The following is a 14,963-nucleotide window of genomic DNA, read 5'->3' as shown; positions in this document are numbered from 1 at the left end:
TCAACAATCGACCAAGGAAGTGTTTGGATTGGAAAACTGCATACGAGGTCTTTTCCGAAGAAGTGTTGCGCTTAATTTGACAAACCGTCTTCTGAAAAAATGGTTCCACCTCTTCATTGGTAAAACCACCGCCGAACGTAACGAATAGTGGAAAGCGATTCAGACGCGTCAAAAAATGCTTCAGTACTTCATTGGAGTCATGTTGATAGTCACGTTTCTCGTCATTCGGAATACATCCCATCGAATAAATCGACTTAACAGCACCTGGTGGATCAATATCGAGATAGTGGTCTTTGACCACTTTTGCATGATTCGTATGTTCATCGAGATAGATATATAACATAAAAATTCCTCCACGTATTCTGCTAGATCCATCTACATAATTCAACTGCTTGTTTCATCAATAGAATTCAATGGTACCATCGTCAGGAAAGATGGCTTTCACCTTGTCCTCGGTATTAAAACAGGCTTCATTCGAAAACAGATAATAGCCCATGAAATCATGCTCCATCGTGATGAACGACATCTCTTTCGTCGCACGAATGACGGGAACGGTACGTTCTTTTTTGAAAAACCATCCTTTGACCATTCTCCGCTCAAACGTCAGGAGATTCGTAAACGATATAAAGAAGTCTTCATTCACAGCCCCATACCAATAGGTCTCATCTAACAATAACTCCAGTTCGGTCGCATCATGCACATGAACGCTATAGTATAGGTTCTTGTACGGTCGAATCTTTGTATACGATAGATTGTGCTTTTGAAAGTACGGCTCGACCTCCTCGTCCGTAAAACTTCCACCGAACGTGATGAAAATCGGGAACCGATTGAGACACGTCAAAAATTGTTTCAAGACTCGATTTGAATCGCCTTGATAGTCGCTTTCAGTGTCATCCGGTAGACAACCCATCGAATAGATGAAGTCGATACGTTCTGGTCGATCAACGTACAAGTATCTGTCCTTAAACACTTGTGCGTGATCCATATGCTTCTCAAAATAGACATCCAACACGTTCCCTCTCCCCTCTTAATCTCTCCACTACCGCTCGATTTTTTCTTCTGGAAACAGTGCTTCTATTTTTTCTAATTCATAGAAATCCGGTTCATTCGAGAAGATCAGCACATTCTCGAAATCAAAGCCGATTTTAAAAAATGTCGTCGGATCCGTTATATCGATTACTGGTACCACTCTCTCTTTTTTGATCAACCACCGTCTTACTCTCCTCGTTTCAAATTTCAATAGATTGGTGAAAGCAATTAAATAGTAGCCATTGTAGTTAGCCATTGTAATTGATTGCGTAAGTACCTGAAATAAGTCCGTCGGGTGATTCACTTCGACGGTCATATATATTTCACGCTTAGTGATCGAGGTCTTCGTATAAGATAACTGTTTGTCCTTAACCGTAGAGAGCAAATCCGTTTTTTCTAAATCAGTCAGTTCATGGAATCCAAAGGAGAGATAGACGGGAAAGCGATTCAAACGCGAGAATAATCGTGTTAACACTTCTTCGTCCGAGATGACTTCATCTTCATTTGAGTCATCATTATAATACTCAAAAGAATAAATGGATTTTATTCGGTCTTGTCCTCTTATCGTGAGATGATATTCCTTGATTGTCTTCGCATGATTTTGATGTTCTTCGATGTCGATTTGCACGTTAATCCCCTCACTTTCGCTGGATTGTCACGGTCTTCATCAGGATTCTCTAACAATAGATACTAAACTACAAGTATGCTCTCTCCTAAGGTTCGACAACGAGACATACATAACTTCACTTAGAGGTGATTCCGATGAAAAAACTTATGCCTTGCGCCAAAGGAACCGGTCAACTTCCTTTCTTCGAACTCGAGCCGACGAATCATCCTTTGTCGATCGAATTCTATTCCGAGATGACGCTTGCGCAAGTCCACGCCATCGTAGATATCGTCTATGCACAAGAGTGAACCATTTAACCCGTAGCCACTGTGGATCAGCAGCTTTTTAGTTTTCACTCTGTTTCGTGATCAACATATGCGTTCTTTCAGGAATCTCAATGTCTTCTAACTGATCAAGTGCCAATGATAACGTCATACTTTTCACTTGCGGATCGGACTCCTCCCCAATCCAACAGGTATACAATTCAAATGATTCGCCCTCGTCTAAGAAGTCACTCATGAGCGTAAACAAATAACGCAGCTTTTCTTTCGATTCCAGTGCAATTTCGGAATCAAAAGGTTCAACGATCTCGATGCCCCAGTGACTCGAAATTTCATATACATACCATTTATGAAAATGCTTCGTTTTTACTTCATACAGACAGTCTTGATCCGCAAAACAGGGGCCGATATATAAAGGAACGGTTTCACCTTTTTCATCTAAATTGAGATACTGTTCAGGAATTTGTCTCTCCATACAGATATATGATGCTAAGCTCATTATGCTTCCTCCTTCTGTGTGATGTTTACATCATTAATTGAAAGACGTCTTTCCATTGTCTATCTTTCCAAAATGCGCGATTTTTCCATTCGTACAAAAGTGATCGAGCATGCCAAATCGATCCGTTGCATCGCGAGTCACGATGAAGTTGTAGGCCATCAATAACGAGAATTCAGACATGAAGTTCTCAAGCGTTTGCTGCGTGGGACGTACATCTTTCGAAAATAACCCTGTCGTCACTTCTTTTCGATTCAGTAAATGCAATAAATGTTCTTCAAATACCGCTTGCCAATTAGAATCGTGCAATATCATCACGTGAATCGAATCATCATTTTCTAAAACATTCCGACCACAAAAGACGACTTCTACCGGAAACGTGGCGTGTGGTAAAACCGCATCAAAAAAGTTCTCATATTCTGTCCCTACGTCATCAAGCTCCTCATAAGCGACTCCATACATCGAGACATAATCGTTCGTGACTCGGACGATTCCTTGTCCTTGTTTTTGGATAATGAGCGTCACTTCTGCTTTAGTCGCCATTTCCTGCTGTTCGATGACAAGATGTTCGAGAAATCTGTCAAGCTGTGAGTCGTCGGTCATAATCATGTGAGATCGGACCGTCCAATCCGAAAAATCGTCGATGTGTGGATTCTGCTTGAGAGATCGTTCCAGTAATTTTACTTCAAATGGGTACGAATGCTGACTTACTTGAACCCGGACGAGGTCTTGCCAATCATCGCGTGGTAGCAGTTCCCGGAACACATCGATCCACTCGTCTCGTTCAACTAGCATCCTATTCTTATTTTTCATATTTCATCCGACCTTCTAGTTTGCTACAGAGATAGCCCACGATATGTTCATGCGTCGTCCGTTCTTCGAGATCATCATTGTCGACTAATTCATTGATTGTCTCCGAGATGACCTGCCATAATGCGGTTCCTTGATACTCGTCGTATGGTGTTCTCACTTTCTATCCTCCTTCTATCCTCTTCGAATTTCATTCATAAAAATCTCTGTTCCTTGGAACGCAGAGATCATGTCTTCTCCAAACAACGTGATACTCCCCTCCCACGGATGACCGAGATACCCCCAGCGGAAGTCGCTAGCGATAAAAAAGGAATAATCGCCATCTGGAACGGCTGGAATCATCCAATCTCCTTCTTCATTTCGAAGAAACGGACGTCTTGGGTCGATCCAGTATCCTTGATGATTCCAATCGAGTGCCATGACGCGTTTCCCTTCAACGGTCAGATCGGTCAGAATACGCTTTAGCATTTGCTCGATCTCTTCGCGTTTCTCGTAATCCACTTCGTATGTAATGAACGGACTCGGGGCATGGTATGAGGGAAAAACTGTCGTACTGGGTGCGAATTGAAATTGTTGATCAATGACGTGCCATATCTTCTTGTCCTCCGCTTGCGTCATCGGAATCCAGCTCCATGGTTTCCCCTCACCAATCAAATCGAACGTCGCTCCTTGAGGAGATCGAACGGTGTACGCTGCTCCTTCTTGTACTGCAATTTTTGGTTCGTCTTGTACATCGCGTGCTTTCATTTCTTCAAAAATTAGTGTAATGGCTGCCTCAACATCAAGGACGTAGTAAAAGATATTCGTCGTACCGTTGCCGATATCTCCCCCTTTGCAGTAGCCGTTCCCCGTATGAAGCAAACCATCATTAATTACTTCTTCCATCATGTGACGGCGCTCGAGCGCTGCTTCTGCCTGACCCTTGTCATAAGGAAAATGGACGATGAGTTCCCGGTAATCTGCCTCGTTCAGCTCGCGATAACCTTGACGTTCAAACTTCTCGATCAGCTGCAAAATCTGTACATCTAATCGTTTGAAGCGCGAGACGCGCATTTGCTTTACGTTTTCTGCTTTCACCCACGCTCCAACGATTCCTTGATGTTGAACGATGAGGCGTCCCTCTGTATAGATTGTTTGGTAGAGTGTATTCGAGCCGCTTTGTTTTATCAGTTGGATCATGAGTGGTTCCCGCTCCCTCCTTCACAATGCGTTCAAGTCACGATTTTCTATGTAGCCTAAAAACGCATCTTGCAATGCACCATCTGTCTCTACGGTCTCGACCGAATCTCCTGCTTCGTCGACTCGGACAAGTGCCAGTTTCGCTTCAAGCTCAGATCCACTTAGTCCTGAACTCCCATCGATGATACTAAATACATGCGAAACCGTATCGATAATCGTCTGTTCCATCATCTGTCTCATCCGTTTTTGATCCGCTTCGCTCGACTGCTGGTAAAACGCGATACAGGCCGTATAGTCATTGACGTTTGGATCGACTTCTTCTTCGTAGATGTCCTTATAGTCCGCCATACCTTCTTTAACAACCGTTCGATAAACTGCTTGAACGAATTCTTCCAACTCTTGATTCATGATTTTCTCTCCTTCATTAATACCCAGCAGTTCACCCCTCTTGTCTTAAACGCTGAGCGTTTACATCTGTTCGTCAGAACTACTTCTTATTCTGACCATACCGACAAACGGGTCCGAGGATCATTATCATCGGTCACCCATTCGATTCCGGTATATCCACGTCTCACGGCGTTCTCATAAAACGCTTCGGATACGTGCTGCTCCTTACAATAGATATCGACGTACGTGCAGTCATACACCAAAATCGCGATGTGACAATTGCTTTTCTGAAACCACGCATAAGTCGTTCCCACTTCTTCAGTCTGACCACTTTGAAATGCAAACAATTCAGCAAAAATCAAGTAATTGCTTGGTCCCCTTAGCCATTTCGCTAGTTCATGTCCTGTCGCTATCCGATCGATTGAAAACTCTTCTAAACTGTCATACAAGTCCCCATCCATGGTTTGGATCGGAAAATCAAAGTTACGAAGAAACCAATCATACTCTTTCATTTCAATCGCACTTAATATGTCGAGCAAGATACGCCCCGGTTCATTCGGGATTTCAAATGACACACCACGCAGACTCATCGAATCCCCTCTTTCTATCTTGTCATAAGAAGGCTACCGTATGAAAACACTGTAGTTCTTGTTCTTCACTTGAACTTCCCCACGTGCAGACGGCGTAACCTTGTGCTGCCAATGTCGTAACCATCTCGACGACTGGTACGTCTCCACTTTCTGTTAAGCCGATATCGAGCACCTGCGTTAGTAATTCCTGACAATGTAATGGTCGATCATGATTCGCACAAATAATGGTATACATAGCTGGAGAGTCACTAATCATTTCAATGGCTCTCGAAAGCTGTTCGAGACCAAATTTAGCGATCCCAACGTAATATGATTCTTCTCCGACTTGGACCGGCACTTCTATTCGGGAGGTGAAGCCATCAAGCATCTCTTTTCGTTCGAGCAAACGCCACAGCTTGTAGTAATCAAAGATTCTTTTGGAATGGAACTTATTTTCGACACGCACTACTACATAAAAGCGATATGTGCTTAGCGCATGCTTTTTCGCTAGCTCATCACGGAACATCTCACTACTGATTTGTTTGAATTAAACGATGTCTTCTGGAAACAAAAGCATCTCCTTTTTCAATCCCACTGACACGATACACTTTGATACGTTTCAAACTGTAGATACACGAGTTGATTCGTACCAAGATGAGTGAGTCTGAGTGATTGTTGTGATGGTTGCGTGTAAGGCAATTCGAATCTGACACCTTCGATTTTCTTCAATAAAAAATATGCCCAATGCTGATTGTATTCATTCTCGGAGAGAGCCTCCCATAACGCATCTTCACAATGATCCGCCTCGTAGACATATAATTTCATGACCGTGTTCTCCGCTATCACGGATAACCCCGCGAATACGGGAGAGTTTGGAATTTGCGGTTTCTGAATGACCAAAGTATAGCCCTCTTTCAGAAGATGATTCAATTGTTCGCGGCTATCCGGTAGCTCCTCTTCGATGACGGAAGCCGGAAGTTCTCTGATGCGGATTGGCAATCCCACCTCATATTCAAAGGGATCTTCGAGTGCGAGTAAGTCTTCACGAGAATAGATTATTTTCATGAGATCATCCTCACATTCTTTTGTGCAATGCATTAAAATTCTATCAGGATAGTTCTTTAAATGGGTCTGGTATTTCTTTGTTTCATTTATAATATGTAGCCATCTCTATCATTGGCGTTGTTCTCGAGTTTACGTTTGTATTTGCTTCGAAGATATAATAAAAGTATCAATCCTGTTCCAATTGACAGAATCGGAAATAGATGTGGGATGTACTGCTCTTGCCGAAAACCGACATGCATTAAGAAATAATCGACGAAACAGATGACACGTAGCCACATCGGAAACTGATCTTTACTAAGAAACGCTAAGAACATCAGAGCGATACCGATACCTAATACAACAAACGGTAATATAGTGAACGGTGTCACTAACTGGAACAGACCGAGACCCAGAAGAAGATAAGCGAGCCAGGACGTCCGGCGGCGAAATTTCTCACGCTCTTTCCGTCCGGGTTGCATCCCGTAAATATCATCCTGCCTGTATCCTTCAGCCTGTTTCTCAGCAATCAATTCCTTCAGTCGTCGTTTAGCTTGACGCCGAAATGTATATCGTTCTTCAATTGAATCACTGACATCCTGATCGATTTTCCATTGTTCGGTGACACCGTGATACATCTGGATTGTTCGACCGTCCCGGTACATGAACCAGAAATAGATGATGCCATCCACTTGCTTACTGAGCGTGACAATCATTAAATTATCATCCTTATCAATTGAATTAGTCTTCTGTAGCAATTTTTTAAATAGAAGCATGGTTCGGCTGTTCCGCTAGAAAATCCGTTTGATTGTATCTGTTTTGGACATAAAACAATAGGAGTGTACCCGTTCCAATCGCGAAACCAGCATATAACCCCTCTCGGTATTCAATGTTCATGACACAGCAACTGATGAAACAAACCGTGCGTAGCCAGCCCGGTAAATAGTCTTTACTGAAAACGACCATTCCCATTTGAAGTAACGCAAGCACTGCGATGATAATTGGAGAGACGAGAAAAGGCATCACTACCAGAAACAAACCGACACTAATCAGCAGAGACGCGAGTCCTATCATTCGACGCTTGAACGTCTGTCTTTTCTTGCGGTTCGGTGTCAGTCCGAATACGTCCTCGAATATGTATCCTTCTGCCTGTTTTTCCGAAATCCACGTATTCATCCGACGTTTCGCTTGATATCTGAACAAGTAGCGATCTTCCATCGCTTGTTTCATATCGTCCTGATGAATCTCGTTCATGACACCGTGATACGTATACAATTTTCGTCCATCGCGATAGATGAGCCAAACGGCTGTCATTCCATCGACTTGTTTATGAAGCGTCCGAATCATGTTAACCCTCCAGATCTGCTAGGACATCTTCTGGATCCAGCTCAAGTCCAATGAGCTCCGGTTCCCAGTTCAAGCCACAATACAGTCCATTGTCAATCATGTTCGGCAACCAGCCATCCATGAATAGACCCAAATCCAAGCGAATTAGATGATAGTCCGCCCATTCCTTCGTCTGTAGCGCTTTCGCCGCTGATTTCGACGAAAAGAATAACAATACATCCGATTCCTCTTGATTCGAAGGACAATAGGCCCAACCCGACTGTTCAAATTTTGATAGACCATAGACGGCGCCTGTCTCGATGACCGTTTGTACGAAGAGTTCTGCTTGTTCTGCACTGCGATCCACTTGTTGTTCCTTTTCAATGAATATCTTCAACGTTGGTGCTACCGAAAATAATTCTTGTTCCTCATGATCCCATAAGACGATTGTCTCTGTGTCCGGAAGCTGATACCCGAGTTCGTCACCTGTTCCGTCACGTGCGATTCGTAAGAAACCGGATGGGTAGTCCTCCGCATCCGTCGTGTTAACACGAACAAGGTCGTCCCATGTCCGCTTGATATACTGCTCGTCCTTGATCGGATGAAACTCCCATTCGCCGATGCTGAATTTATTTTCGTGCTTGTACCTATTTCGTAGTTCTTTCGGAAGCTTAAAGCCAAGTTCTGCTTCTACCTCTTGTAATCTCTCTTCAGTAACGCCTGGTAAACCGATTTGATATGTCATCTATGTGACTCCTTCTTATACATTTTTGTCTTTAATTTTTTCGGTTAAAGTTCTTTCCTGCGGGATAAAGTCCGGTCAATCGTCTGCCGTAATGAACTTTTGCCTGTCCCATCCGAAGCCGCGTCACGCCATACTGCTTTTTAAAATAATCAATGACGGGTTCAACGATATAAGACGGCTCCAAGATATGAAGGACGAATTCGATCGCTTCTGGCCCATACTCATCTTCAACAAAATACCCATTGCCGATTTCAAAAAGAAATCCGTTGAGGTCTTCTTCAATGCTCGAACGATGCTCAAAGATGACATCATACTCTGTATCCTGACAAAAGATCTCTACGACAACTTCGTGGTAATCCGCTTCTTGAACGACAGAATATCCGTCTTTTTCTTTCTCTGCAACAAGTTCTCGGATACAGGCATCCAGATTAAAAAAGCGCGAGAACTTTTGCTCGCTCATTGGTTCTTTCAATCTCTCTCCCATGATGCCGTGAAACGTGTAGAGTGTCCGTCCATCCTTCTCGAACAGCCAAAAATGATTCTGACCGTTGATTTGTTTAATGAGTTGCATATTGTCACACGATCCCTTTAAGTAATAAGTCGATGAAATTTTTAATTTCTTGTCATTTGTTGTTTTCTTGAAAAATCAATTTCTCTTCTTCATTATAAAAGCCATAACCATTTATGGGAATTTTTATTTATTCATATGATATATTCCATTTTGATTACAAATTTAATTTAAAACACTTTTTATGTAAGCGTTATCATTATACTGTATACGGTACTTATTCTTTATTTAGGAGTTGAATTAAATGGATACGGTCATCAGTCACTATTCGAAATTCAAATGTCCACGTTGTCGCGAGAAATTCAAGGATGAGATTCTCATTGAAGATTTACATAGTGTAGCGTACGAAGACCGGCGCTTAGGACTCGAAATCCAGTATGACTTTTCTTCGGAAGTCGCTTGTCCGAACTGCCATCATCAATGGCTCATTGAAGGCAATGTCTGGGAGTATCCTGAAGGCGTCATCGATGCCATCGAACTATAGTGCGACCAACATGAAACACTTCCCTTTTTCTTAAGTAAGCTACATATGAAGTGTTGCCTTGATGTATACTATCGGTAATACAGAACGTGTACTTCGGAGGGGTTCGCATTTGAAAAGCAAACTTTTATTTTTACTGCTATTTTCGATCGTCTGTCTAGCAGGATGTAGCAATTACGATCAAGACGGAAATACGACTAGTGAGGAAGCAAAAAAGAAATACGATGCAGCCATCAATCAAGTCTTCAAATCTGAAAACCAGTACTTGAAGCAGCAACAGATCAACCAGCAACTAAAGCGAAACACTGATGAAACGGGCGTCATCGTCTATGAGGATAAAGATTTAATCGAAATCTATTACGACCAATCATCTGAAGGACAAAAAGCCATTTATCAGAAAAAAGGATCGACTTACGCGCGGAAGACGTATTCGAAACAAATCAGCGGTAAAATCGATGCCTCTGAAAAAAAATACCTTGAGAACATTGGAATCAAGTAATTCTAATCCTATAAGGCTGATTTGTTAATTGTCTAAATGGTCGATGACTCCATTATTTTATGGAGCCATCGACCATTTTCGTGTTTTCTTATCCTTCTCTTTCCTTCATCTGTTTTAAGGCACAGTTCAGGGGGTATTTTTTAATATTTAGTTTAAGGTGGGAATTACTGATGGAAAGAACCGCATCGATCATTATTCCTGTATACAATAAGGCGACATATCTCTCAACTTGTATCGCATCGATCCAAGAACTCACGCTCGATCACTCAACAATCGAAGCGATTTTCGTTGATGACGGTTCGACGGATGAATCGTTATCGATTCTCCACACGGCTGCACAAACGATGGATTTCATTCGCATCATCGAACTTCCTGAAAATTCGGGCAGTCCTGCACAACCGCGAAACGTCGGAATTGAAGAAGCGACAGGTACCTACGTCACGTTCTTAGATGCTGATGATCGTCTCGATCCAGTCGGATTCCCTCGACTCGTCGCACAAGCCGCTTCGCATGATGCCGATATCGCATTCGGTCAAACGATCAAACATACCAACACGTCGATTCAAAAGGTTGGTCGCTTTGCATCGTTTACGACAGCGAATCAGCTTGTTCCGTATGAAATCGATAAAGTGTTCCGCGCGGTCGGACCTCCAGGGAAAATTCTGAAGCGCTCCGTCTTGCTTGAACATAACATTCGGTTCAGCGCGATGCAGTACGGTGAAGATAAACTCTTCTTCTTTGAAGCCATCTCGAAATGCCAAACGGCTTCGATGAATCCGGCACCGGTCTATCACGTCAATCGTTTCGCGATGAATGATTCGCTTGTCGGACAAACAAGTATTTTCGAAAAGACGACCTTCAATTTACAAGTGCTTGAGAAAACGCTCGAACTTGATATTCCGGCAGTTGCTAAAACCCATGCTTTGAGTCGGTTGATCGAGATGGACTTCCTCTCCCGACTGTTCAACAACAAGCGTTTCCTTGAGCATCCGCAACAGCAAACCTTCTTTGATTTATTCGACGAAATGATCATAATCTTTGAACGCCATAATGCAGATCCAGCGGATTTCATTCTCGATGACATCTTTCAAAAACAGTACGCCTTGCTTCAGCAAAAAGATTATGACAGCTTCGTCACCCTCATCACGTTGCTCGTCCAAAAACATAAAGCCCGGCGATATGTATCGGAGAATCGTCTTTATTACCGGATGCCTGCTTCGTTGAGTCATCTCGGTCCTGTCCTTGAGCCATTCTTTGCTACGTATGCAGGCACGCGTCTCGTTGATGGTCTCTTCTATGAAGTCGTACAATTACTCAAAGACGACATGTCTTCGGTCGATCAAGTTCTCTTAATCGCACCCAACGATGAAACAACGGAGACCGACGTTCCGTTCCATATCGAAGGGACTGAATTGTTTATTCCGACGGAGGCACTCGAACCGCGTTCAGATCCATTCCAATTGATGCTGATCCATGACGACTACCATCCGTTCGTCGTCCGGATGACGTTACCGAGTAGTGTCGACGAAATGCATTTGCATTATCAGCAACTTAAAGTCGAATTTCGTCCCGAGGAACAAAAATCACCGTTACAGAAAATCGACGCGACGAAGTATCATATCGAAGCACCGACGCAAGTCGTCGTACTCGAGAAAGCCTTTTTGTATGATGACCTCGAAGTCGGTCAACTCCTGACGATCAGTGATCTAAAGTTGACGCTTGCTGGCACACCACGACTCGTCACGGCTGATGGGGCTTACGTCACGGCAAACAAAAAATATGTCCATCTTCCGCCTGTGATCGATAACGAGACGTATCTGACTGTGCCTCCAACAACAGTCCGGATTTTGAAGACATGTAAACAGTACGCCGATCGCGACTTTAAAAATGAACTACCGACGAAAAACACACCCGATACAGTGCTTCAAATTGAGAAGGTCGTCCTGTCATCGAAAGGCACACCACGCTTGAAAACGGCTCAGGATATGTACATCACAGCCAATCGATCATTCGTTCAACCGATCAACGAAGCTTAACAATACACCTAGGGATAGAGAGATCTCGTTCCTAGGTTCCTTATTATTCCAACAAAGTATGCTATAGTATGGATAAGGTTCACCGATATGATCCATATTTTATGCTACTAAATAAAATTGTAAGCGCTATATAAGGAGATGCCCTATGAAACGAGATTTGTTTTTTACATTGAATACGTTAGCAGCTTAGCGTGGCGGTTTATCAAAAGCAGTCATTAAACGCGCGAATGCCATCATCACGGCTGATCCGGAGCGAAATGTCACACTCGTGACGTTAGGGATTCAACCGAACCTCGAAGCGATTCGCGAAGAGATAGTCGAGGCGCGTTTGCTTGATCCTCGCATCCAGGTCGTCAACGTCATCAATTTTTTAGCACGCCGCCAGGCAGACAAACGGTCCGTCGTTTCTTCGAAAGCCGAATTGATTCCGCGTTGGGAAAAACGGTATACGTTGTTCCTCGATGCGAGCCGTGCCGAAAAAGATTCCTATCGATTGTTCGACAATGGTACATACGTCCAGTACGCTCGGTTTGACGCTAACAATCAGCTCAGCTTCATCGATTATTTTTCAGAGAATCGCCATCGCCTACGCCGCGAGGAATACATTGATAACGGGCAGTTGGTGCAGACGATCCAGTATTCGCTTACATCGAATAAGCCGGTCTCCCGTTCCTTCTTCCACAGTGATGGAACGTGTTATTTGACGATTTGGCATAAAATCAACTCGGCAGACTGGAGTCATCTATTTTATTTCGAAGCCGGTCAGGAAAAACAGTTCAATGATCCAGCGATCTTTAATACGTTCGTCTTGAACAAGCTGTTAGATCAACATGACGCGGTCTTGATCTCATCAGAATACCGGGATCGTCTTGCCAACCTACCGAAAAAAAATTTGGATGCGGTCATCCTAGACATCAAGCATCCGAATATTAAAAAGATCGCCTTCGGGCATAGCAATCACTTCGTGTCGCCCTTCAATGAGACAGCAGCCGTCAGTGGTGTCTGGGATACATTATTCGGTCGCATCGACGAGTGGGATCGTGTCATCACGGCAACACCTCGTCAACAAGCGCATATGACCAACCAGTTCGGTCATCCGGAAACGTTCCATGCGATTCCACACGGTGTTGGTGCTGTTCCGGAAGCCGACTACTCGGTACTTCCTGAACCTGATCCGAATCGGTTCATCGTCGTCTCGCGCATTCAAGTCAAAAAGGATGTCGCTGCGAGTGTCCGTGTCATGCGGAAGATCGTCGACCACCACCCCAATGCCTTCCTTGATTTCTATGGCTTCGGTTACAACGATCAGCTCGAAAAGGATCTCCATGCTTTGATCAAGGAATTGTCATTAACGAAGCACATCCGTTTCAAAGGGTTCGTCACGAACATTCAAGACGCTTATCATGGTGCTGTCGCAACGATCTTTACGTCGCAATCCGAAGGGTTCGGGATGGCGATCCTTGAGAGCATGGGCTATGGTGTTCCGGTCATCGCCTACGATGTTTGTTACGGTCCCCGTGAAATCATTGAGCATGGAACGACTGGTTTTATCATTCCAACAGGTGACACGTCAGCTTTCGCAGCAGCAGCGATCCGCTTGATGGAGCAACCGTCCCTAAGACGTCAAATGGGCGAAGCCGCCTTGCATTCGGTTGAGCGTTTTTCGGATGATCTTTTCACGAAAAATTGGCTGATGCTTTTGAATCAGCTCGACGAATAGTTAGTCGACCTCCTCCCCTGTGAGGAGGTTTTTTTGTCTATCCACCAAAGTCCGCATTGTTTTTCAAATTTTAGGATGTTTTAGCTATTGATTATGATAGAATGCTAAGGGAAGATAGCGCTTTCATAAAACATCTTTTAGTAGGAGGTTCCTTGATTCCATGCTTTTTAAATCTGCTCTCCGGGTGCTCCAATTTGGACATTCCGTACTTCCGAAAAAACAAAAAAAGCTTAAACGATCGGCATTAAAAGAATCGTTAAAGATTCAATCTTCGCCGACAGACTATACGCTATCCGGTCAATTGAATGATCCGTTGCTGACGATCACGTCGTTACGTATCCGCGATCGATCGCAAGAGACGGTCCTTGAAGTGCCGAACCAACTGGACGATCATCGCTTCACCTTTCAGCTGTCGCATTCAATCGTGTCTCAATTGAGTCAGCATGTTGCTCAGATGCAAGAAGAGGCGGACGTTCCGACGGTCGAAGAAGACGGTCTCGCTGAGATCGAGTACGTCGAAGCCGATCAAGATACGCTCTATCCGATTGGTCGTTTTTCGCTTTGGCTTACGTTCACGAAAAAAGTTGAACACCTCACACCGGAGCAATTACAGAAATGGGAATCTGACGGCTTACCGAGTCATGCTACGCTCGACGCGTCTGTCTTCACCCGTGAGATTCTGCTAGGACGTTTCCTTGATACACAGATCCCTGCGCCGCTCGCACCGTTGATGGATGAGACGTTCAACGAATTCGTCCAGTTGTATACGGACCTAAAAGGCAACCTGCGTCTGTTGCTGAACAAAGAACCGCAGACGAAGCCGAAGATTCAAATCGATGCGGTCCATAATGAGACGAAGGCGACGACAGTCATCAGCGGAAAAGCCTTTACGCGTCATGCGTTCATCAAGACGGGACGGTTGCTCCTTGTTCACCGAGAGAGTGGCGATCAAGTCCCTATCCCAATCGATTGGTTGTACCAAAACGAGGTAAGTGCGAAAAAATTCGGATTGTATCTCTATCATTACACGGCGAAGATTCACTGGTCGCACCTCTATCAAGCAGCCCAATTGCAAGAAGGGGTTTATGATGCTTTCATCACGCTCGATTTCTATCACCGATCGGAACCGAAATTACACCGTCTCGGTCGTGCCCGTTATATCACGCGTCAGCTGACACCGGAAGCGTTA

Annotated in this window: 19 protein-coding genes and 2 pseudogenes; 6 read left to right on the top strand and 15 right to left on the bottom strand. The window is 44.0% G+C overall.

Annotation, left to right across the window (positions count from 1 at the left end; all coding sequences use genetic code 11):
- From KNQ15_RS16170 to KNQ15_RS16160, 3 genes and pseudogenes are all read right to left on the bottom strand, one after another.
- Positions 1-343, bottom strand: a pseudogene (locus KNQ15_RS16170) (hypothetical protein); the annotation flags it as partial.
- 57 nt (positions 344-400) lie between these two features.
- Positions 401-1,012 carry a hypothetical protein gene (locus KNQ15_RS16165; RefSeq protein ID WP_214730075.1) on the bottom strand — a complete coding sequence of 204 codons (612 nt, stop codon included), beginning with the start codon at positions 1,010-1,012 and terminating at the stop codon, positions 401-403.
- 27 nt (positions 1,013-1,039) lie between these two features.
- The gene (locus tag KNQ15_RS16160; protein ID WP_214730074.1) at positions 1,040-1,657 is read right to left on the bottom strand and encodes a hypothetical protein; all 618 of its coding nucleotides are present in this window, start codon (positions 1,655-1,657) and stop codon (positions 1,040-1,042) included.
- Between the two features lie 134 nt (positions 1,658-1,791).
- On the opposite strand from KNQ15_RS16160, the gene KNQ15_RS16155 reads away from it, so the two are divergent.
- On the top strand, positions 1,792-1,944 hold the full coding sequence (locus tag KNQ15_RS16155) for a DUF2199 domain-containing protein (RefSeq protein ID WP_214730073.1): 153 nt from the start codon (positions 1,792-1,794) through the stop codon (positions 1,942-1,944).
- Between the two features lie 37 nt (positions 1,945-1,981).
- Here the strand turns inward: KNQ15_RS16155 and KNQ15_RS16150 are convergent, their stop codons facing one another.
- The 12 genes from KNQ15_RS16150 to KNQ15_RS16095 form a co-directional block, all read right to left on the bottom strand.
- Positions 1,982-2,416: a hypothetical protein gene (locus tag KNQ15_RS16150; protein ID WP_214730072.1), complete on the bottom strand. Its 435-nt coding sequence runs from the start codon at positions 2,414-2,416 to the stop codon at positions 1,982-1,984.
- Between the two features lie 33 nt (positions 2,417-2,449).
- Entirely contained in the window at positions 2,450-3,226 is a 777-nt protein-coding gene (locus KNQ15_RS16145) for a hypothetical protein (protein ID WP_251137731.1), read from the bottom strand.
- Positions 3,216-3,383 carry a hypothetical protein gene (locus KNQ15_RS16140; protein ID WP_214730071.1) on the bottom strand — a complete coding sequence of 56 codons (168 nt, stop codon included), beginning with the start codon at positions 3,381-3,383 and terminating at the stop codon, positions 3,216-3,218. The genes KNQ15_RS16145 and KNQ15_RS16140 overlap by 11 nt, the downstream gene beginning before the upstream one ends.
- Before the next feature lie 14 nt (positions 3,384-3,397).
- Positions 3,398-4,402 (bottom strand): DUF2716 domain-containing protein, encoded by a 1,005-nt coding sequence (locus KNQ15_RS16905; protein ID WP_251137730.1) that lies wholly within the window; start codon positions 4,400-4,402, stop codon positions 3,398-3,400.
- A 21-nt stretch (positions 4,403-4,423) separates the two neighbouring features.
- A complete protein-coding gene (locus KNQ15_RS16130) occupies positions 4,424-4,810 on the bottom strand; it encodes a hypothetical protein (protein WP_214730070.1) in 387 nt (128 codons plus the stop codon).
- 86 nt (positions 4,811-4,896) lie between these two features.
- Entirely contained in the window at positions 4,897-5,379 is a 483-nt protein-coding gene (locus KNQ15_RS16125) for a DUF2691 family protein (protein ID WP_214730069.1), read from the bottom strand.
- A 22-nt stretch (positions 5,380-5,401) separates the two neighbouring features.
- On the bottom strand, positions 5,402-5,884 hold the full coding sequence (locus KNQ15_RS16120) for a hypothetical protein (protein ID WP_214730068.1): 483 nt from the start codon (positions 5,882-5,884) through the stop codon (positions 5,402-5,404).
- 59 nt (positions 5,885-5,943) lie between these two features.
- Entirely contained in the window at positions 5,944-6,423 is a 480-nt protein-coding gene (locus KNQ15_RS16115) for a hypothetical protein (RefSeq protein ID WP_214730067.1), read from the bottom strand.
- A gap of 86 nt (positions 6,424-6,509) precedes the next feature.
- Positions 6,510-7,115, bottom strand: a complete 606-nt coding sequence (locus tag KNQ15_RS16110; RefSeq protein WP_214730066.1) for a hypothetical protein — start codon at positions 7,113-7,115, stop codon at positions 6,510-6,512.
- A gap of 46 nt (positions 7,116-7,161) precedes the next feature.
- On the bottom strand, positions 7,162-7,746 hold the full coding sequence (locus KNQ15_RS16105) for a hypothetical protein (protein ID WP_214730065.1): 585 nt from the start codon (positions 7,744-7,746) through the stop codon (positions 7,162-7,164).
- A gap of 1 nt (position 7,747) precedes the next feature.
- Positions 7,748-8,470 carry a DUF2750 domain-containing protein gene (locus tag KNQ15_RS16100; protein WP_214730064.1) on the bottom strand — a complete coding sequence of 241 codons (723 nt, stop codon included), beginning with the start codon at positions 8,468-8,470 and terminating at the stop codon, positions 7,748-7,750.
- Positions 8,471-8,501: 31 nt separating this feature from the next.
- Positions 8,502-9,041, bottom strand: a complete 540-nt coding sequence (locus KNQ15_RS16095) for a hypothetical protein (protein ID WP_214730063.1) — start codon at positions 9,039-9,041, stop codon at positions 8,502-8,504.
- A gap of 241 nt (positions 9,042-9,282) precedes the next feature.
- On the opposite strand from KNQ15_RS16095, the gene KNQ15_RS16090 reads away from it, so the two are divergent.
- The 5 genes and pseudogenes from KNQ15_RS16090 to KNQ15_RS16070 all read left to right on the top strand — a co-directional run.
- Positions 9,283-9,522 carry a hypothetical protein gene (locus KNQ15_RS16090; protein WP_035408336.1) on the top strand — a complete coding sequence of 80 codons (240 nt, stop codon included), beginning with the start codon at positions 9,283-9,285 and terminating at the stop codon, positions 9,520-9,522.
- Positions 9,523-9,631: 109 nt separating this feature from the next.
- Positions 9,632-10,018, top strand: coding sequence for a hypothetical protein (locus KNQ15_RS16085; RefSeq protein ID WP_214730062.1), 387 nt, complete (start codon positions 9,632-9,634; stop codon positions 10,016-10,018).
- A 170-nt stretch (positions 10,019-10,188) separates the two neighbouring features.
- Entirely contained in the window at positions 10,189-12,054 is a 1,866-nt protein-coding gene (locus KNQ15_RS16080) for a glycosyltransferase family 2 protein (RefSeq protein ID WP_214730061.1), read from the top strand.
- A 268-nt stretch (positions 12,055-12,322) separates the two neighbouring features.
- Positions 12,323-13,774 (top strand): glycosyltransferase, encoded by a 1,452-nt coding sequence (locus tag KNQ15_RS17090; protein WP_214730060.1) that lies wholly within the window; start codon positions 12,323-12,325, stop codon positions 13,772-13,774.
- 160 nt (positions 13,775-13,934) lie between these two features.
- A pseudogene (locus KNQ15_RS16070) lies at positions 13,935-14,963 on the top strand (CDP-glycerol glycerophosphotransferase family protein); the annotation flags it as partial.

Origin of the sequence: Exiguobacterium sp. s168 (genome assembly GCF_018619035.1) — a bacterium.
GTDB lineage: Bacteria > Bacillota > Bacilli > Exiguobacteriales > Exiguobacteriaceae > Exiguobacterium_A > Exiguobacterium_A acetylicum.
Note: the sequence above shows the minus strand (reverse complement) of the source record. Positions and strands in the feature narration are given on the sequence as shown.